Source organism: Fodinibius sp. GM21, assembly GCF_058386955.1.
Genome location: NZ_JBYEIQ010000001.1, coordinates 293,893 through 314,313, shown reverse-complemented (window position 1 = coordinate 314,313; position 20,421 = coordinate 293,893). Strand labels below are relative to the sequence as shown.

Annotated in this window: 14 protein-coding genes; 7 read left to right on the top strand and 7 right to left on the bottom strand. The window is 41.9% G+C overall.

The annotated features are described in order from the left end of the window. Window positions 1-7: 7 nt before the first annotated feature. The 5 genes from ACT3IB_RS01240 to ACT3IB_RS01220 all read right to left on the bottom strand — a co-directional run bounded on the left by ACT3IB_RS01240 (window position 8) and on the right by ACT3IB_RS01220 (window position 6,528). Window positions 8-3,013, bottom strand: coding sequence for a lamin tail domain-containing protein (locus ACT3IB_RS01240; protein ID WP_491537200.1), 3,006 nt, complete (start codon window positions 3,011-3,013; stop codon window positions 8-10). Between the two features lie 121 nt (window positions 3,014-3,134). Next, a complete protein-coding gene (locus tag ACT3IB_RS01235) occupies window positions 3,135-4,034 on the bottom strand; it encodes a tetratricopeptide repeat protein (RefSeq protein ID WP_491537199.1) in 900 nt (299 codons plus the stop codon). Window positions 4,035-4,148: 114 nt separating this feature from the next. Beyond that, a complete protein-coding gene (locus ACT3IB_RS01230) occupies window positions 4,149-5,459 on the bottom strand; it encodes a dicarboxylate/amino acid:cation symporter (protein ID WP_491537198.1) in 1,311 nt (436 codons plus the stop codon). Continuing rightward, window positions 5,456-6,265, bottom strand: coding sequence for a DUF92 domain-containing protein (locus ACT3IB_RS01225; RefSeq protein ID WP_491537197.1), 810 nt, complete (start codon window positions 6,263-6,265; stop codon window positions 5,456-5,458). The genes ACT3IB_RS01230 and ACT3IB_RS01225 overlap by 4 nt, the downstream gene beginning before the upstream one ends. 20 nt (window positions 6,266-6,285) lie before the next feature. After that, a complete protein-coding gene (locus ACT3IB_RS01220; protein WP_491537196.1) occupies window positions 6,286-6,528 on the bottom strand; it encodes a hypothetical protein in 243 nt (80 codons plus the stop codon). A gap of 266 nt (window positions 6,529-6,794) precedes the next feature. Here ACT3IB_RS01220 and ACT3IB_RS01215 point away from each other — a divergent pair, with 266 nt between their 5' ends. The 6 genes from ACT3IB_RS01215 (at window position 6,795) to ACT3IB_RS01190 (ending at window position 14,357) form a co-directional block, all read left to right on the top strand. Then, window positions 6,795-7,421, top strand: coding sequence for a Maf family protein (locus ACT3IB_RS01215; RefSeq protein ID WP_491537195.1), 627 nt, complete (start codon window positions 6,795-6,797; stop codon window positions 7,419-7,421). Between the two features lie 25 nt (window positions 7,422-7,446). Then, entirely contained in the window at window positions 7,447-9,354 is a 1,908-nt protein-coding gene (locus ACT3IB_RS01210) for a tetratricopeptide repeat protein (RefSeq protein WP_491537194.1), read from the top strand. A gap of 1 nt (window position 9,355) precedes the next feature. Continuing rightward, the gene (locus ACT3IB_RS01205) at window positions 9,356-10,627 is read left to right on the top strand and encodes an asparagine synthetase B (protein WP_491537193.1); all 1,272 of its coding nucleotides are present in this window, start codon (window positions 9,356-9,358) and stop codon (window positions 10,625-10,627) included. A gap of 63 nt (window positions 10,628-10,690) precedes the next feature. Further along, window positions 10,691-11,467 carry a nucleoside triphosphate pyrophosphohydrolase gene (gene mazG / locus ACT3IB_RS01200; RefSeq protein WP_491537192.1) on the top strand — a complete coding sequence of 259 codons (777 nt, stop codon included), beginning with the start codon at window positions 10,691-10,693 and terminating at the stop codon, window positions 11,465-11,467. A 205-nt stretch (window positions 11,468-11,672) separates the two neighbouring features. Further along, window positions 11,673-12,836: a citrate/2-methylcitrate synthase gene (locus ACT3IB_RS01195; protein WP_491537191.1), complete on the top strand. Its 1,164-nt coding sequence runs from the start codon at window positions 11,673-11,675 to the stop codon at window positions 12,834-12,836. 93 nt (window positions 12,837-12,929) lie between these two features. Further along, the gene (locus ACT3IB_RS01190) at window positions 12,930-14,357 is read left to right on the top strand and encodes a GH3 family acyl-acid amido synthetase (RefSeq protein WP_491537190.1); all 1,428 of its coding nucleotides are present in this window, start codon (window positions 12,930-12,932) and stop codon (window positions 14,355-14,357) included. Between the two features lie 141 nt (window positions 14,358-14,498). Here ACT3IB_RS01190 and leuS read toward each other — a convergent pair whose 3' ends face one another. Continuing rightward, a complete protein-coding gene (gene leuS / locus ACT3IB_RS01185) occupies window positions 14,499-17,099 on the bottom strand; it encodes a leucine--tRNA ligase (RefSeq protein WP_491537189.1) in 2,601 nt (866 codons plus the stop codon). Window positions 17,100-17,438: 339 nt separating this feature from the next. On the opposite strand from leuS, the gene ACT3IB_RS01180 reads away from it, so the two are divergent. Beyond that, window positions 17,439-18,473, top strand: a complete 1,035-nt coding sequence (locus ACT3IB_RS01180) for a matrixin family metalloprotease (protein WP_491537188.1) — start codon at window positions 17,439-17,441, stop codon at window positions 18,471-18,473. Between the two features lie 91 nt (window positions 18,474-18,564). On the opposite strand, the gene ACT3IB_RS01175 is transcribed toward ACT3IB_RS01180, so the two are convergent. Beyond that, the gene (locus ACT3IB_RS01175; RefSeq protein ID WP_491537187.1) at window positions 18,565-20,304 is read right to left on the bottom strand and encodes a Na/Pi cotransporter family protein; all 1,740 of its coding nucleotides are present in this window, start codon (window positions 20,302-20,304) and stop codon (window positions 18,565-18,567) included. Window positions 20,305-20,421: the final 117 nt, after the last annotated feature.

The following is a 20,421-nucleotide window of genomic DNA, read 5'->3' as shown; positions in this document are numbered from 1 at the left end:
ATACCATTTACTTAATCAACGTCATTTTCCGGGTAAATACCTCATTGCCCACTTCAAAACGTGCGATATAAATACCACTCGGCATGTTATTGGCATTCCAGGTTTCTTGGTGAGTTCCTGCTTCCACCATGCCATCAACCAATGTAGCTACTTTTTGTCCAATCATGTTCCAGACGGTTAGTTTTACTTCTGCATCTTCTGCAATTTCGTATGGAATCGTGGTCGTAGGATTAAATGGGTTAGGATAGTTCGGATTCAGCTTAACCGATTCGGGGATATCACGTCCGCTTGATGTATCAATATTCGGGATCAAGGAAAGCTCAAAACGAGAACTCTCCTCACTTCCTTTTCCTTTGTTCAAAAGTTTCCGTTTATCAGCAGTTTGTTCATTCACCGCTGATAAAACCGTAAATTGATATTCTTCGGCAACCCGTAAATCAATCTCTCGATTTTCTTCTTTGTCAATAAGCATCACATCCCAATCATTGGGAATACCATCCATATTTCCCCAACGGAAGGTCAGATTGGTACGACCATTTGCATCAAATGAAAGCGGGATCTTCAAATTAGATTCTAAATCTTTGGGAAGCATATTTTTTTGCAGCCGATTATCACCGTGCGTACTAAATAGGTTAATCGAATTTGCATTTAAAGAGAACAGCTTGTAAGCATCATAACGGTCTAATTCTATTGTGCCATTACCACTAAACTCGAGAGAATAGGAATCAAAATACTCTTCCCCATGTAACTCCAAATCAAATGCAAAAGAATCCTCAACGTCATTTTTATAAAATTGAGCACCGGCATTAGCTTCTAACTGAGTTTTATCAAATGTAACGGTCCCATCATTAAATTCATTCGTAAATCGAACAAAGAACGCCTGGAACGGTGCTACACGATCACCATCCGACAACACAATATATTCACCATTTCCACCATTTGCTTCATGGTCCCAAACATATATGTTCGCATTTACTGCAGGATCCACATCTTCAAGAGCACTAATCAATGATCCAACGGAAAGATCCGTTGCAAAGGGATTGCCCAATAGATTCCAACCTTCGTTGCCATCAATTCCAGTAGATCCACCTGTATCATTCGCCGATACTGATACATTAATCGAACTGCCATTTTCTGTCCCGTTTGTGTTAACCACCTTAGGAAATCCCCCCTGAATACCGGGACTAGCAAATTCGTCATCCTCGAAAACATAAATGATATAACCTTGGCCAGGTGTAAGATTACTGCTCATACCGGAGGGGGCATTAAAACTCCCTCCTCCAGGTTCAGTCCATGCAAATAGCGTTCCCGATCCCCCGGGATCGTCCGAGCCTGGAATCCCCTGCATCCAAAATTCACCGAAAAAGTCATTGAAGGTAGCGTTTTGTACGGGAGATGAAATCATACGCCAACCTTCTGTGCCACGAATGCCAATAGCATATTTCGAACCAAAAGCAGTGCCATCAATTTTTGTTCCCGGGGAATATAAATCACCAGCAGAACCTGTAGCATCAGAATGATCTATAAATGAACTGCTACTTACATCTCCCGCCCTTACAATTGATTGATTGTTACTAGCCTCTGGATAATCAACTGAAACAATTACATTACCATTAGAGTCTTGGAGAGAAATTATATCCCCACCATTTACTAAACTAAGAGTTGGAGATTCATTACTACTTTGTACAATTGCACCACCAAAATTTCCTTGTGGTGTTACCTCCTCATCGGCAAAAAGTACTAGCGCGCTATTTGCAGGCAAAACTGTGCCGGAAGGAAATACATGTTTTAAATCGGCTTCATTGTAAAACTCCCAGTTACTGATGTCAATAGCAGTATCTTGGTTGTTAACAATCTCGACAAATTCATCATCACTACCATCTCTGGTGCCATTCCCATCAGCATCTCCATCAAGTCCACTTGCAGGATCGGCATGAATTTCATTAATAAAAATATCTGGAGTTTCATCGTCAATAATCGACAATGTTAATTCGCTCGGATTGATAATCGAACCGGTATTATTATTCTGAAGTACAAATACCGCCTTTTCTGAACCCTCAAAACCATCGTTATTGGTTAACGTTATAGAAATGTCTTGACTTGCTCCTGTTGAAGCTCCTGTAAAAGATACCGTTTGGCTTGAAAAATTATTGATATCGCTACTGGATGCAGTGCTTGAGCTACTCAGAAATACAACATCAATATCTACATCTACATTATTAGCTTGCAGCAACTCAACAGTTAAATTAACAGAATTGCCTTCACTATCAGATACCTCTGCTGAAGAAAATGCTATTGTTGGCGGTGAAATAATAGTGAACGAAGTTGCATCAAATGGAAGAATAAGATCAGATTGGTCCCCACTTCCGTTATCTTCCTGCCAGTTATTTGCAACATCATTCAACTCAGAACGATAGCCTGCCGCCGTATTTCCACTTCGATCTCCGGTAAATACTGCTACATCAATATTATCAGTCAACAATATCGTCTCATTACCAGCTTCAGAGAGTCCTGTATTGGCCAATGTCCCCCCTGTCCCATCTGGTTGGTTATATAATTCAGCATCTGAGGCTATAGCACCTAAGAATGTATTGGGGGTATCTTTATCTGTCCCTAAAAAGGCATAAATTATATCGCCCGAACCCGACAAATCCATATTTGTATCATCTGTTATCGCCCCCGTATTCACCGAAGGTACTCCCTCAACATCACTAAATACCAATACTGTACCAGGAGAGGTGCCTCCGGCCGGTGCTTCCCAGGTTATTGATCCGCCAGCACCTGCGAACGAACTACCATCCCATTCTTCACTCGTAAAGTGTAATTTGTCGCCGCCTGAATAACTGGTAAATAATACAACTGAAAAGCCATCACCTGGTCCGTCAGAATTAAATCCTACAAATCCAATGTCTCCAGTGGATTGACCATACCCCTCTTGAAGAGCACCACACAAAAGAAGTGCGAAGAAGAAAATAATCTTATTAAAAAAATTATTCGGTAGCCCTATGCCCATACACTCTACATTGGAAATGAATAATTATATTATTAGTCATTAACTAATTAAGTATTTTTCGGACTCATTATCAAAAATTTAGAGCGTATTCTTGATGGTTAAACTTTTTTAATTAAATAAATTACAGCTTTTGTAAGCGGTCTCTACTTTTCTGTTTTAAAATTTCCAGTGCATTGGTATCCATTGTTGCAACCAACTGATATTTTTCGCGCGCCTGATCAAGCTGATTGGTTTTTTCCAAAAGACGTGCCCGGTTATATTGAAATATGATATTTCCTGGATAACGAGCAGATAGTGCTTCTAAATGCTTCAGCGCCTTGTTAAATTTTTGCTCCCGTTCATATAAATATGCCAAAATCATTTGGGCATCGTTTCTGACGTAGCTCTTCGACTTTGCCGCTTGCTCCAGCACATCAAACCCTTTCTGCATATCGGCCGACATCCCTATAATATTGGTAGCCCATTTTAACCCATCGGGTACACTGCCTACCATATAATAAAAGATACCCTTGCCAATCAATGCTTTAGGGTCATCGGCATCCAAGGCCAAAAGTTGACGTGTATATTTGAAGCCGGTCATTCCACTTTGAAGAGCCTCTTTGTAATTTTTTTCGGCAGCGGCCACCAAACTTCGGTATCCATACAAACCACTGAGCATTAATACCATGGTGGTGTCGCTGGAATTTTTACTAAGCTGATTCTGGCTGATCTCTATCGCATACTGGGATTTAGATAAAAACTGTTCAGCTGATTGTTTGGATCGGCCGCCAAAATAATACTTCCAGAATGGAATCATCGACTCAAAGAAATAAGCTCGCGAATCTTCGGGATTTTTCTGCTGAAGTTCTTCAAATACCATCTTGGCTTCTGGCCAGTCCGCCCGATAAAAAGCTTCAATCCCATCCTCCAGCTTTTTTTCATAGGATGAAGAATCGGCCTGAATTTCGCTGGGTACGGCTAATAAATTATCCGGGATAATACTACAAAAAATGAATAGCCATGCTAGGCAGGTTATTCTCATATGTTTGGGGCTTCTGTTTTCTTATCACAACATTAGATAAAACTCAAAATCGGGATGTTTCCGAATCCAAGGAGCTTAAACAGTTTTTCGAGTGACAGCCGTTCAGACGATCAGTTAATCATCATCAAGGTGCATTTCACCCAACAAGCCTTCGGTATGCGCAACAGCAACTGAAACGGCTGCATCCCCGGTGATATTAACCGCTGTTCTACACATATCTAGAATTCTGTCCACTCCCAAGATAAGGGCGATACCTTCAACAGGGACTTGAATAGCCTGTAAAACGATGACAAGCATGATAATTCCCGCACCGGGTACTCCTGCAGAACCTATAGAGGCCAAAGTAGCCGTAAGTACGATCGTTATCTGCTGAGCAATTCCTAAATCCATACCTAATGCCTGCGCAATAAATACCGCAGCTACTGCTTGATAGAGGCTGGTTCCATCCATGTTAATGGTTGCACCTATAGGCAGTACAAAGCTGGCAACTTCTTCATCCACACCTACATTTTTTTCGACGCGTTCCATTGTTACCGGTAGTGTAGCAGCACTGGAGCTGGTACTGAATCCTAGAAGCATAGCGGGTCGAATAGCTTTGAAAAAGTCGCGCAGCTTCATCTTGCTAAAGATCTTAAACAGTCCGGAATACACGATCATGAGGTGCAAGAATAATCCCAATACCACTACAAAGGTATACCAGAACAACGCCCCCAGCAAATCGAGAGCCTGACCAATATCATCCCCCGCAAGATCTACAATAACCCCCGCCATAAGGGCAAAAACCCCATACGGGGCAACTTTCATGATCAAATCGACAATTTTTATAATGACTTCATTCAAGGAATCAAAAAAGTTAACCAGTGACTTACTTTTCTCGGTTGGGATCTGCATGAGCCCAATCCCCATAAGTAGAGCCACAAAAACAACCTGGAGCATATTGCCATTGTCACCAGCGGCCTTAAAAAAGTTTTCGGGAACAATATCTACCAAAAAGGTCATAGGACTTCGATCCATTACTTCTTGGGCAGATTGATCAGCTCCCTCAATGTTGTCCTGATATCCGGCCATTAATTGCTCTTGTGTCTCAGCAGGAAGAAAGTTTCCGGGCTGAATAACATTTACGACGGTCAATCCAATGGTAATTGCCAGAATAGTAGTTACAATATAGATGCCAATGGTCTTACCCCCCATTCGAGAAAGTTTGGCAATGTCGTTCAAACTTGTAACTCCTACAATCAGCGAAGCTAAAATCAGTGGTACTGCAATTAGTTTCAACAGATTTATAAATATGGTGCCAATGGGTTGTATATAGTCAACCGTAAAATCCGAAAGGCCGGCAAGACTGGCTACCAATCCCCATATTAGCCCCAATACAAGTCCAATGATTATTTGCCAATGCAGTCGCTTATACCATACTTCTTTCATGCAAAAAACAGTTTTGAAATTATTGCCAGTAAGCCGCCGATCCCCGTCGAAATGGTATTTACCAAATTATTAGAAAAAGTAATTTCTTCATTGATAACCGGTAGCATTACCGAACGTTTATTCTGTTGAAAAAGAGCACCAAGATAAGAATCAATAAAACATCCCAAAATAGCAGCTACAAAAATGAGTATAAAAATGGAAAAATGAAGTGAAAAAACGTAAACACTCACCCCTGAAATTATGATTGCGGCAAAAAAAGCCGCTGTTGTTCCCTTTATACTTATTCCTCCATCCGTCCCTGGCTTCACTCGTTCAAAAGTTGTAATCAGATAGGTACTGTCGGGATTTCTGCTGCCCAACTCAGTAGCCCATGTATCAGCCATAGCTGTAGCAATGACAGCTATGGCGCCAACCAAAAATATGGGAGCTTTAAAAACGGTGGCACATACCAGAAAAATAACCAGCCAAAAGCCATTCGCCCATACTTGCAATCCACCTCTTCGTACACTTTCTGAAATATGTTCTGCGCGCCATTTCGATCGATCAGAAATAGCAACACTGCTTATAAAAAATAACAGTAATACTGCGGCGAGCTTCCATCCTCCAAGGCCAAATGCAAACGTTCCAATAACAATCGCTGAAAACATTCCGTCAAGTGATAAGCCACGGAAAGCAAAAGCAACTAAAGAAAAAAGGGCGGATAATAATACTCCAAGCAGCATGTCCCACTGCTGTGCTGTGTTGGCAGTCGTAATGAATACGACAACCGCTAAAAATAAAAATAAGGCGTTCAGTTTGCGATCCATCAGCCCAAGTCAAAATATTGTCAGGATGTTTTTGAGGAGCCGCGATCATGTTTAAGGATAGCAACAATAACGGCTGTATAGCCACTCATAATCACAATCGGAGAAATATAAAGTGATATGAATCCTTCAACTTCATTTTCTATAAACATTGCAGAAAAGCCGATAATAACCAAGAACAATCCCAATGCCAGAACTTTATAATTCCATGCATCAAAAATCATCGGCTGCTTAGAACTACTGCGTCCGTGTTTTTGTGATCCCATTATGCTTACTCATTTTAAAATACGTTGACAATGAATGAACAATGTAACGAAAGAATATCTTCTTTCTTTCATCATTATTAAGCGGCTAAAGTAACGATTGATTTATTGAGCTACAAAAATACTGCCTCAGATAAAAAATTACTCCCTGCTATTTTGGAATCTGATTTTTACGGATAGTTATTATTTTATATTGCTGACTTACAAATGTATGTGTTTAGAGTACAGAAGTACTGATTTAAATTTTTAACGATTATACCCCTCCCATTTTGAAAACCATCATCCTTGCATCCGGAAGTCCGCGACGAAAAAAGCTCCTGAAAAAAATTGGTCTTACTTTTGAGGTCCATGCCAGCGATGCGGCCGAAGACTACGAGACTCACTGGTCAGCTAAAAAAATTGCACAAACGCTTGCCGAACGAAAAGCCAGGACCATAGCTCCCTATCACAGCAGTGCACTTATTATTGGTGCTGATACTATTGTCACATTTAATGATCAAATCCTTGAAAAACCTGCCACTGGCTCCGAAGCCAAACAAATGTTGCAGCAATTGAGCGGGCATTCACACGAAGTGCTAACAGGGGTATCATTGTTAAAAACTGACGCATCAGGTAACATAATGGATAGCACGACGTTTATTGAAAGAACAACTGTTATATTCGGGAATATCAACCCAAAACTTATTGATTCATACATAGCAACTGCAAGCCCTATGGATAAAGCGGGAGCATATGGTATTCAGGATTCCCACGGCGCCCTATTTGTGAGCGCAATTGAAGGAGATTATTACAATGTAGTGGGATTTCCGCTCCATAGCTTTTATAATATGATGACATCATTTGCGCCGGAGTTCCTTTCCCAGCAAAATTCTTATCACTATTCCGATGACTCTTAAATTTCTTTTCAAAAGAACCTTGCTCTTGATTTTTATTCTGGCCCTGATGCTATGCCATCAAGCAGTGCATGCCCAGCAAAATGAAAGTTATTTTAAGGCCGACCAACTACTCAGTGAACAAAAATTCGAGGAGGCAGCTAAACAGTTCGAACAGCTGTATAACAGAGAGCCAAGCCGCTACCTGTATTTAAGTAAACTTACCGAGAGTCTCATTAATCTAAAGGAGTATGAGAAAGCAATTGCAATAACAGAAGAAGCTGTACGGGATGGCAGGCACCGGCCTCAAGCAAAAATCCGATTAGGGGAACTATATCACATAAGCGGTGACACTCAGCATGCAATAAAGATCTGGAATGACATCCTTAAAGAATACCCTGACAACCGACAGGTATATTTACGAGTAGCCCGTACGGCCGCTGATCGGAAAGAGTATGACAAAGCAATTGAAATATATGAGGAGTTAAAATCGTGGTCCGGACGATCAAATATACTCTCCTCGGAGCTGGGAGAAACCTATATGCAGGCGGGTAACTATGAATTGGCAATGCGCGAATTTTTGGGATTAGTACAGCAAAACCCCAATCGGTTAACATATGTGCAGCGTCGGCTGATGCGCTTTCGGGATGATTATATTTATGACCTAGCGATCCTTGAAATTTCAGACTTTTTGGATGATTTGTCTCCCTCCCACCCCAGCTATAACAATCTTCAACAATTGGAGATTTGGCTGTTGATGGAACGTAAGCTTTTTAAACGAGCAGTAGCTACCGCAAAGAATATTGAACAGGAATCATCTACGCTTACCTATAACTTGTATAATATTGCATCCAAATTACTGGCTGAGCAAAAATTTGAGCTGGCTGAACAAGCATACTCCTACTATATAAATAATAACGTAGCCTCCCTGGCAAACCGAAGTCGCGAGGAGCTGGCTAATGTTTATATACAATGGGCAAAATATCTTAAAAATAACAACCTGGATCTCAGCGCTAAACCTTCTTCTCTTTATCAAAAAGCTTTTTCCACCCTAAATCATCTTCGGAATAACAGCCTTAATTATCATCGCATTGATCAGGTATTGACCACCCTGAGCGAATTGTCACTGGATGTTCTCCATGCTCCAGATAAAGCAGAACAGTACCTTGCTGAGCTTCAAAGGGTATCCGGCGGAGAACGCAAAAAGGCCCAACAGGAATATATAAACGGACGCCTACATCTTTATAACAAAGAATATACCCGCGCCAGGCTATCGTTTTCAAAAAGCAATAAACAGGAACGCATTGGTGATCTGGCCGAAAAAAACCGCTATTATCTTGCTTTAACGGACTTTTTTGCCGGTGACTACGAGTTTGCCAAAATTCAGTTAAACGCACTGGAACGACAGACCACTTCAAATTATGCCAACGATGCGGTTCAGCTTCGACTGTGGATTCAAAAAGGTTTACAGGCAGACAGCACAGGAGCAAAAATTGAACCCTTCGCTAAGCTCGTTGAACATCTTGCGCGAGGTGAACAGAAGCAAAGCATTGTGATGCTAAAAAACCTACTCCAAAAAGAGCGGTATAATCCACTACTCGGATACGCTCTGCTTGAATTAACGACTGCTAAGAATAAACAGAATGCCGTTTTTATATACCGTGCCTTAACCACCTACTTAGAAACACAGGGCAACTATTCTGCCCTTCAAGAACAACTGATGTGGGCCAAAACACGTATGGCCGATCAGCTGGTAATCAATGCTGAAATAAATGTAGGACGGTTACAATCAACAGCAAACCAAACAGCATTTTTTGGTGATAAAAATATTACCATTCCACAAACAGTAGATCAATTAATAGCTCTTTACGAAGAACTTTTACTGCAATTTCCCAATGGATTTTATGCAACATATGCACGCGACCGCATTCAGGAACTTGAAGAAATACAGGTCTAAGATGATGCTACGTTCTCTTTTGATATCACTGATATTTTTCCTTTTGACAAGCTTTCCGGGATTGGCTCAGGATAAGCTATTTATCCCGATGGATGCTACTCAATCCAACCATCTTAAAGCCTATGGAATTATTTTCAACAACCTGCAAGATGGTAACTCATCACAATGGCTGCTCAATTACAAGGGCGGCAGTTTTATGACGAACTATTCTGAGGAGCTGGTCAAAAAATCACGTCTTAGAAATGTAAAGATCGAAGTAATTTCAAATTCAGAGGCTGCTCAAATTATCAGTCAGGTAGAACAGCCCGATGCTAATACCTCTGTTATACAACTCGATAAAGCTCCCAAAATTGCCGTTTATACCCCCAAGCAAGCACTACCCTGGGATGACGCCGTTACTTTGGCACTTACTTATGCAGAAGTTGAATTCGACAAAGTCTGGGATCCCGAAGTATTGAATGGCAAGCTTTCGGACTATGATTGGCTGCATCTGCATCACGAAGATTTTACCGGACAATACGGCAAATTCTGGGTCTCATCACGTAATCAGCCGTGGTACATCAAGCAGGTACGAGAAATGGAAGCGATGGCCAAAGAGTTAGGATTCAACAAAGTAAGCAACGAGAAGAAAGCGGTAGCTGCTAAAATCAAGGAATATGTGGGCAACGGAGGATTTATGTTTGCCATGTGCTCGGGCACCGATACCTTCGACATTGCACTGGCAGCGCAGGGTGTTGATATCGTTCCCACCCAATTTGACGGTGATCCCATGGATCCCAAAGCCCAACAAAAACTTAACTTTGAGAATACCCTGGCATTTACTGATTTTGTGTTGAGTACTGATCCCGCCGAATATGAACATGCCAACATTGATTTTCCAGTCCAATTAGATGAAGTAGACCAATCAATTGACTTTTTTACCCTTTTTGAATTTTCGGCCAAGTGGGATCCTGTGCCCACTATGCTTACCCAAAACCACGTTAGCAGCATCCGTGGGTTTTATGGACAAACAACGGCATTTCAAAAAGACAAAATAAAAGAATCGGTTGTTGTATTAGGCGAAAGTCCCGGCCGAAATATGGTTAAATATATCCATGGAAATTACGGACAGGGCACCTTTACCTTTTATGCCGGACATGACCCCGAGGATTACACACATCGTGTCAACGATCCCCCCACCGACCTAAGCCTACATACCAGCAGTCCCGGCTACCGGTTAATTTTGAATAACATCCTATTCCCCGCTGCTAAAAAGAAAAAGCGAAAAACTTAAATTCAGTTGACTCTTATCAGTTTAAAGTAATTTTCAATTCCTAATTCTTTATTTCAATTCCCAATGGCAGACAACAGAGAACCTTCCCAAAACTTTGATGATCTTGTCGAAATTGTAAAAATTCTCCGCGACGAATGTCCGTGGGATCGAAAACAAACCCACCAAAGTATTAAAGACAATCTCATCGAAGAAGCCTACGAAGCGGTGGAAGCAATTGATAAATCAGACTTTGAAGAGCTCGAAAAAGAGCTGGGGGATGTGCTGCTGCATGTCGTATTTCACAGCCGAATGGCCGAACAAAGCGATACCTTTTCAATTGAAGATGTTATTTATTCCATACAGGCAAAACTTATCCGTCGTCACCCACATGTTTTTGGGGATGAAGTGGCTGAGGATGAAGAACAAGTAGCCGAAAATTGGGAAGCCATCAAGATGGAAGAAGGTAAAGAATCTGTGTTGGATGGAATTCCCAAACAGCTTCCTGCCCTCATCCGCGCCCAGCGCATGCAGGAAAAAGCAGCGAATGTGGGATTCGACTGGCCGGAATTTTCACAGGTTTGGGATAAGCTGGAAGAAGAACTCCAGGAATTTAAAGAAGTATTGGAAGAAGGAGATTCACAAAAAAGTCGCGAAGAGTTTGGCGACCTGCTTTTCTCTTTGGTAAATGCCGGACGCTTTTTTGATCTTAATGCTGAAGATAGCCTGCGATCAACGAACAAAAAATTCATGCGGCGATTCCAGTATATTGAAGACCAACTTGATCAAGAGAACAAGGCACTTTCAGATGCTTCACTGGAAGATATGGACAAGCATTGGAATCAGGCCAAAAAATCAAAATAGCGCCAATCAACTTTTTAATTTAAGACTAAAAAGTATTAAATTAAACCTCACAGGTAAACGCTGTTAACCAAACTTTCGTTAGACAGTTAGATCATTGACTTTAATGGTTGATAGCGTTCAACTTATCCCTGATTTTTTGATCTGTTTTTATTACCTTTAACCGAAACAAAAAGTATATATTCAATTTTAAATTCCGGAGTATAGAATGGCTGAGAGTACAAATACAGAAATTGATTTAAGTCAGTATCCGCACATAAACAAAGGACTTGCGGGCATCGTCGCCTTTAGCAGTACCAAAAGTTTTATCGACGGAGAAAAAGGTGAACTTATTTATGCCGGGTACGACATCGACACGTTGGCTGAAAATGCAAGTTTTGAAGAGGTGTGCTTTCTGTTATGGAATGATCGACTTCCAAATCAGGAAGAACTAAATGATCTGAATACCAAGTTGCAGCATAAACGAGAGCTCCCCGAACCGGTTTTAAATTACATTAAAAGCACGTCTAAAAACGCTGAACCCATGGCCGTGCTTCGTACAGCCGTTTCAATGCTCGGAGATTTCCATAAAGTGCAAACCGATGATGTAGACGAATTTCGTCAAAATCAGGCTATTTCAATAACGGCAAAAATACCGACAATCATCGCCGCTTTTGATCGCGCTCGAAATGGCAAAAATATCGTAGCCCCTCTTGATGAGAAGAGTACGGCTTATAACTTCCTTTACATGCTCAATGATGAGGAACCGGGCGAAAAGGCTGAGCAAACGATGAACCTCTGCCTTATTTTACATGCTGAGCACGGGATGAATGCTTCTACCTTTACCAACCGAGCTATCTGTTCAACCGAATCAGATATGTATTCTTCGGTAACAGGTGCTATCGGAGCGTTAAAAGGCCCCTTGCACGGTGGAGCCAATCAGCAGGTTATGAACATGCTGATGGATATTGAGGAGAAAGATGCTGATCCCGTTGATTATGTACATGGACGACTGGAGCGTAAAGAAAAAATTATGGGATTCGGTCACCGTGTTTACAAGACAATGGATCCGCGGGCTCGAATTTTGCGTGGGATGTCTAAGGAACTTTCTGAAGAAACAGGTCACGAAAACCTTTATGAATGGTCTGAGGCTATTCTCAAAACCATGAAGGATGAAAAGGATATCGATCCCAACGTTGACTTTTTCTCAGCTACAGTATATTACTCAATGGGAATTAAGCCCGATCTTTACACATGTATTTTCGCTATGAGTCGTGTGTCCGGCTGGACAGGTCACTACATAGAACAAGCCGAAAACAATCGCCTTGTTCGTCCGCGTGCTCTTTATGTTGGTGAAAAGAATAAAGAATGGATTCCCGTTGAAAATCGATAAATGCTGATTGACCCATTAAAAATAAAAAAAGCCCCGACATTCCGGGGCTTTTTTTATTTTACACAAAACTGTTTTAGCTAACCCACTATTACTTTGAAATTGAAAGAAATCCAACAAGAGCAGCTGTCGCAGCTAATAACATCTGCAAAACATACTGATTATGGTAAAAAGCATAACTTTAAATCGATAAAAGGATTCCAGGATTTTACCGATCGACTCCCAATTTCCTTCTATGATAATATTCAAGCCCAGATCGAGGAACTAAAACGGGGAAAACAAGATATATTCTGGCCAGGCAAAGTTGATAAGTTTGCCGTCTCTGCAGGTACCTCCGGCGAAGGTAAGCACCTACCATTGACCAAAGAACGGCTGGAATCTGATCGGTCTTTTATGCGCAAAGTGGTCCGCGGCTATATAGTTCAGCGACCTAATATTTTAGATCTGTGGGGTAAACATATTAGTATCCCCGGTACTCTCGAACAGAAAGAACATTACCAAATCGGTGAAATTAGTGCCTATACTGCACAAAATGCTCCCTGGTGGTTATCGCCGTTCCAAATCATTTCCCCGACAAAACTTAGCCAGCTTCCATTTAATGAAAAAGTAACCCAAACTGTAGATGAGGCTATCAGTAGCGATGTTCGCGTGATCACAGCGGTACCCAGCTGGATTCTGACCATGTTTAAACGTGTTCTTGACAAGACCGGGGCCAAGAGCATTAAAGAAGTCTGGCCTAATCTTTCCCTTTTAGTATGCGGGGGCGTAAAATTGGCCAATTATAAACCACACATCGAAAATCTACTAAACAATCCGGGTGTTGATTTTATTGAAACATATGGGGCGTCCGAAGGCTATTTCTCTTTTACCGATAAACTGACTAAAACAGACATGAAACTCGTAGTTGATAACGGCATCTTCTACGAATTCGTCCCTAATCCCCTACCCGATCAGGAGTCCATGGCTATACAGGAGACGGTACCACTCTGGGAGGTCGAACCTAACATTCCTTATGCAATGCTCGTGACCACTAATTCGGGCTTGTGGCGATATGCCCTGAACGATATTGTGGAGTTTACGCAGACTGATCCACCCCGAATTAAAGTAATGGGAAGAGTGAGTGAAATGCTCGATGATTACGGTGAAGCACTGTATGCCTATGAAGCGGAAGAAGCCCTACAACATATTTCGAAAGAAATGGATATCGAAATTGGTAACTTCACAATCGGTGCCACTCTTCAAGAGGGTGCCTCTGCCCCACAACACTTTTGGTTTCTCCGTACCGAAGAACAACTTCATCGCAATACGCTAGACCGGCTTGCCCAGCAAATTGATCAAGCGGTACGTGAAATCAATCGGCACTATGCTATTCGCAGAGAAAGTGATGCGCTTGGCCTTCCTAAGGTGTATTCAATCTCTCAGCAACAGATAAACAACTGGCTGGCCAGTAAAGGAAAAGATAAGGCACAGGGAAAGCTACCAGCTATTTTGCGTGATGAAGAAGATATTGACTTTTTCAAATAGCCTTAAACCCACCCCTCTGTAATTTTGGACTTTATTTCTGTTCTAAATCAGATAGAATTCCGATAAAAAAGCACCGTAGCAAAGAGCCACGGTGCTAAGTATCAGAATTAATTGTTATAATCGATACAAATCTGCAGCCTTTTACTTCACTACAAGGTTCACTATACGCTCGGGGACAAAAATCTCTTTCACAAGATCCCCATCTTCGAGATACTTTTTTACATTCTCCTCAGATTTCGCCTCAGAAAGCACAAACGCTTTATCCTTGGCTTTATCACGAGGAACGTTAATCTCTCCGCGCACTTTCCCATTCACCTGTATAGGATACAGCTGAGTATCGGAAATCAAGTATTCCTTGTTAAACTCCGGCCAGTCGACGTATGTAATACTTTCATCATGACCAAGTTTCTGCCAAAGCTCTTCAGCAATATGCGGGGCAAAAGGTGACAGTAATTTGATAAAGGTTTCCAGAATTGACTTTGGATGGGTATCCCACTTATTCGCCTCGTTAATGAAAATCATCATTGCTGATATCGCTGTGTTAAATGAGAGATCTTCAATATCTCCGGTCACTTTTTGTATGCATTCGTGGAGCACCTTTAACTGTTCTTTAGAAGGATCTGTATCTGTAACCGATTCATTCAAATCTCCACTTTCTTCATCGACGATTAATCGCCATACCCTTCCCAAGAAGCGATAGACACCGTCAACATCTTTGGTGCTCCAGGGTTTAACTTGCTCCAGCGGCCCCATAAACATCTCATACAATCGCATGGAATCCGCACCATACTGTTCGACGATATCATCAGGATTCACGACGTTACCGCGCGATTTCGACATCTTGTGGGCTTTAGCATCCACAATAATCTCGGTGTCTTTGATCACAAAATCATCACCTTTTTTCTCAACCTGATCTTCACTCAGCTTTACACGCTCCACATCCTCGACTTCGTCGGCCGCATTGGAAGAGATCCAGTTACCATCTTTTTTGAAGCCAGTAAACTCCATCTCTCCTAGAATCATGCCTTGGTGTACCAGACGCTGGAATGGCTCTTTTGTGGAAACCACCCCGCAGTCATATAATACTTTGTGCCAGAACCGTGCATACAACAAGTGCAACACGCTGTGTTCGGCACCGCCTACGTACATATCCACCGGCATCCAGTAATTTTCTTCATCCGGATCTACGGGTCCACCCTCAAATTCAGGGCTGCAATAACGAAGATAGTACCAGCAGGATCCCGCCCACTGCGGCATCGTATTCGTTTCACGTTTGGCCGGCTTCCCTGTTTCCGGATCTTCGGTGTTAACCCAATCAGTTGCTTTAGCTAACGGCGGTTCGCCATCCTCCGTCGGTTCAAAATCATCCATTTCGGGCAACGTCACCGGTAGATTATCTTTACCAACCGGTTTAGGTTCGCCATCTACATGAATGATGGGAAATGGTTCACCCCAGTAGCGCTGCCGTGAAAACAGCCAATCGCGAAGCTTATAATTGACAGCCCTTTCTCCCTGGCCGATCTTCTCAAGCCAATCTGTAATTTCTTCAATGGCTTCATCAACGGGCAACCCATTCAACGAAATATCATCGTTCTCAGAGTTGACCATCGTCCCCTCTTCCGTGTCAGTGTAAGCGCCTTCAGAAACATCTCCACCTTTGACAACTTCGACAATATCCAGATCAAATTTTTGGGCAAATTCCCAGTCACGGTCATCATGCCCGGGTACCGCCATAATCGCTCCGGTGCCATAGGTTACCAGTACATAATCGGCAACCAGAATAGGAATTTCTTCTCCCGTAGCCGGATTAACAGCCTTAGCCCCGGTAAAGACGCCCGTTTTCTCATCACTCAGTTCGGTACGCTCCAGATCAGACTTACGCGCCGCCTCCTCTTGATAGTCTTCGACTGCTTTTTTCTGTTCTTTGGTCGTAATTTTATCAACCAAATCGTGCTCCGGGGCCAGCACCATGTAGGTGGCTCCAAAAATAGTATCGGGACGCGTAGTAAAAACGCGAATCTCTTCGTCATATCCCGCAATTTCAAAATCAATATTCGCCCCGATAGATTTACCGATCCAGTCGCGCTGCATCTTTTTGGTGGATTCCGGCCAGTCCAGATCTTCAAGTCCTTCAAGCAGGCGATCGGCATATTCTGTTATCTTTAAAACCCACTGGCGCATCGGTTTTTTAACAACCGGGAAGCCCCCAACTTCGCTTTTGCCATCAATCACTTCTTCATTAGCAAGCACTGTACCTAATTCCGGGCACCAATTTACGGGCACATCATCTTCATATGCTAATCCCTTCTCATAGAGCTTCAAAAAGATCCACTGCGTCCACTTGTAATAATCCGGATCCGTAGTATTGACTTCGCGATCCCAGTCATAACTAAATCCCAGATCCTGCAATTGCTCGCGAAAGCGGTCTACATTTTTCTGGGTCGTTTCCCGGGGATGGGTTCCGGTTTTCACTGCATACTGCTCTGCAGGTAGTCCAAACGCATCCCATCCGATGGGATGTAAGACGTTAAAGCCGTTCATCCGTTTGTAACGCGCCAGAATATCGGTTGCGGTATATCCTTCCGGATGTCCCACGTGCAAGCCCGACCCACTGGGATAGGGAAACATATCCAGCACATAGTATTTGGGCTTATCGTGATCTTCCGGCGTTTTAAAGGTCTTGTTTTCCTGCCAATACTGCTGCCACTTGGATTCAATATCTTCCGGCTTATACGAGCTCATTCAGTCGTTTCTTAATCTTTGGAATTAATTGTTTGTGTTATCGAATACAAATAAAAAGAGAGACCCGATTTTCACGAATTAAGTGCATGGGACTATTTTTCAGAGCCGCATTATCTGTATTCAATAATTCTGTTACCAGTCGCCAAAGATAAGTAAAATTTATACTGGTTTGAAGAGCGCAATATCTTAGATATGAAAAGACTATTTTTGTATCCCATAAAATTTGATAAAAAAATAAATAACTTCTATAGAATAATATTTTTAACTATAATCTTATTTGCATCTAAACATTTAAGGGAGATGCAACTCATAAAAATTAATAATAAAATCGAGAGTCCAATGATACATTTCAAAAGAAAAATTTACTGCGTGTTCATAATTGGTATTTTTCTAATTACCTCATGCAGCGATTCATCCGTTAATGCCCCCAGTCCTGAAAAAGATATTTCATCTGATATCGAATCGATATTGATGAACCGTATCGATAATTCAAGTTTGGCAAATGTAAAAGACCGAAATCAAATTGATTTGAACGGGGTCAATAGTTTTGACGGTATAAACGTCATGTTAAAAGATAAGGGAGCAAATATCAGGCTTGCCTATGCCGAAACCGTAACCAAACTAGATAATAGCAGCCATGCCTCAGGGCAGACAATCTTCGCCAACGATCGCACCAAGCAATTGACGGCCCAGTGGGTACCCAACGACAGCCGTCGCAATGCTGATGGTAATAACCTTACTTATGTAGTTTGGGATGTTTTTGCTCCGGCAAATTTTGGGTTTCCCAATCAATTTGACGGTACACCGGCCATTGATACTTCATTTGATACCTGGAATACCATTAAAGACAAAGCAAAGCTGAATATCATTAAGCGACCAAACACTCCATCTAATCCAAGTGCTTTATTGTCACTGGGAGGCATACCGGGCGATCCTTCCATGGCAGACATTGCGCAAGTCGGTTTTCTGCCCGGTTTCTTGTTTGATGCTGTTTTAGGATCAGGATCCAGTGATAATGTATTAGGGGTAACTTTCACCTTTGTTTTTATTGACGGCGAAGGAAATCCTACCGATATCAACAATGATGGTTTCTCCGATGTATCCATTAAAGAAGTTTGGTACAATGATGACTTTGTCTGGACCGATTCGGGAAATACGGCTACAGAAATTGATTTAGAAACAGTAGCATTGCATGAAAACGGTCATGCACTAGGTTTTGGGCACTTTGGTAAAATATCTGTTACGAATAAAAATAAACTACATGTCTCTCCTCGTTCGGTGATGAATGCTATTATTCTGGGAACACAGCGGACATTGTTAGGAACTGACAAAGCTTCTTACAAAAGCATTTATGGCAATTGGCCTACCGACTAATGTGATATGAATGAATAAAGGCTCTTCAACTAAACGAAGAGCCTTTTTTTAATCAGTAACAAGCTGAATTTTGACTGCTTTAAAGAGTGTATTACCCTCTCTCCTCGATTACTCTTTCGTATGCGGCTTTTACCTTTACGCCGGCAAGAGCTTCGTTCACATTAAAGAGATGATCACCAATCTTTTCTAATCGATTCAGATAGTCAAGGAAAACAAATCCCACCTCATTAGAGTAGGTATTTTTTTCGAGCTGAGAATAATGAAATTCCAGCAAATCATCACGGCAATCATCAATCGCATCTTCAATAGCTATTGATTTGTCTAGATCAAGCTCCCCAATTTCTTTGTCCAGATTTTCCCGAACATTTCGAATGGCATCATGAATTAAATCAAGCAACTCATTTAATTTATCCATTGCGGATTCAGGAAGTTCCCGTCCCTCATTTTGCATTCGTTCAAAGGTTTTCGACATCTGGAAATAGATATCCGCCACTCGTTCGAGATCGTTAATCATACTGTGCATCCCACGAATACGGCGCGTAGCATCTTCAGTGAGATTGTAACTAGAAATTTTAGTGAGATATTCTGCAATCTCCAGCTCAATATTATCAGTGATCCCCTCCCGTTTTTCAATTTTTTCCAGGAACTGATCCTGACGGTTCTGCTTATTAAATAATAATCCCTGCATGCTGAAGTGCATCTTTTCAATCAGCTTAGCAAAAAGCTGAATCTCTTTGTGTGCTTGTGACATTGATAATTCAGGAGAAGACATCATTCCTGAAGAAATGTACTGCAATCGGTGCTGTGTATCCTCTTCTTCCTTCTGATACCTTTCCACCAGACGTACGATATAGGGCACAAATCCAACGAGTAACAACACATTGAGCACGTTAAATACCGAATGAAACAGCGAAAGGGCCAGCGTGGCATTAGCCCGCCCGATTTGGCTTGTTGCGTGTAGAATAGACCCTGAATCAGGCACAAAATAGCTCATCAACGAATCAATGCCCATTAGAAACGGATCAATCAAAATCATCATCCATATTACCCCGAACATATTAAATACAAAGTGGAACCGAGCGGCCCGTTTAGCATATACATTACCCACCACCGCGGCAATATTCGCCGTAACGGTCGTTCCAATGTTTTCACCTAACACCATCGCGGCTGCTATAGGGAAATCAATCCATCCTTCGAATAACATAACCAAGGTAATTGCCATGGCTGCCGAGGATGACTGCGTAACCAGGGTTAGTATGGTACCAGCAATGACAAAAATAACAATAGAGGCAAAACCAAACTCTGTAAATTGATCCAGAAACATAAACATTTCCGGGTTCTCCTGAATATTAGGGACCCCGTTTTTAATGAAATCGAGACCGATAAATAAAATACCAAATCCAATCATCGCTTCGGCAAGATTACGCAGCTTCTCGCGGCCGAAAAAGATAAAAGGGAAAAAGACACCGATTAACATCATGGCGACCGAAGTAATCTGCATCTTGAACCCAAAAATGGAGATCATCCAGGCGGTAACGGTAGTCCCAATATTGGCCCCCATTACTACCCCTGTTGACTCCATAAATGTGATTAATCCCGCATTCACAAAGCTAACCACCATTACGGTTGTAGTAGATGATGATTGGGTAATTGATGTTGTTGCAAAGCCTGTCAGGATGCCTCTGAACCGCGTGCTGGTCATCCCTTTGAGTATAGCCCGAAGCTTATTGCCTGCAACTTTTTGGAGTCCATCGCTGAACACTTTCATCCCATAAATGAAAATTCCCAATGCCCCAATAAGCTGCAGGAAATCCCAAAACGTATAAGTCATTATTCGTCTGTTTAAGTGCTGATCTAATTTCTATAGCTGCTCTCTTAAAAAAGGTGCGGGTGAATATAAGGGAGATCAATATTTTTTAACAGAAATAATCTGATTTAGGTCATTACT

Excerpts from the sequence above, each read along its gene's own strand:
- ACT3IB_RS01240 (WP_491537200.1), bottom strand. The coding sequence starts at position 3,013 with ATGGGCATAGGGCTACCGAATAATTTTTTTAATAAGATTATTTTCTTC.
- ACT3IB_RS01235 (WP_491537199.1), bottom strand. The coding sequence starts at position 4,034 with ATGAGAATAACCTGCCTAGCATGGCTATTCATTTTTTGTAGTATTATC.
- ACT3IB_RS01230 (WP_491537198.1), bottom strand. The coding sequence starts at position 5,459 with ATGAAAGAAGTATGGTATAAGCGACTGCATTGGCAAATAATCATTGGA.
- ACT3IB_RS01225 (WP_491537197.1), bottom strand. The coding sequence starts at position 6,265 with ATGGATCGCAAACTGAACGCCTTATTTTTATTTTTAGCGGTTGTCGTA.
- ACT3IB_RS01220 (WP_491537196.1), bottom strand. The coding sequence starts at position 6,528 with ATGGGATCACAAAAACACGGACGCAGTAGTTCTAAGCAGCCGATGATT.
- ACT3IB_RS01205 (WP_491537193.1), top strand. The coding sequence starts at position 9,356 with ATGATGCTACGTTCTCTTTTGATATCACTGATATTTTTCCTTTTGACA.
- mazG (WP_491537192.1), top strand. The coding sequence starts at position 10,691 with ATGGCAGACAACAGAGAACCTTCCCAAAACTTTGATGATCTTGTCGAA.
- ACT3IB_RS01195 (WP_491537191.1), top strand. The coding sequence starts at position 11,673 with ATGGCTGAGAGTACAAATACAGAAATTGATTTAAGTCAGTATCCGCAC.
- leuS (WP_491537189.1), bottom strand. The coding sequence starts at position 17,099 with ATGAGCTCGTATAAGCCGGAAGATATTGAATCCAAGTGGCAGCAGTAT.
- ACT3IB_RS01180 (WP_491537188.1), top strand. The coding sequence starts at position 17,439 with ATGATACATTTCAAAAGAAAAATTTACTGCGTGTTCATAATTGGTATT.
- ACT3IB_RS01175 (WP_491537187.1), bottom strand. The coding sequence starts at position 20,304 with ATGACTTATACGTTTTGGGATTTCCTGCAGCTTATTGGGGCATTGGGA.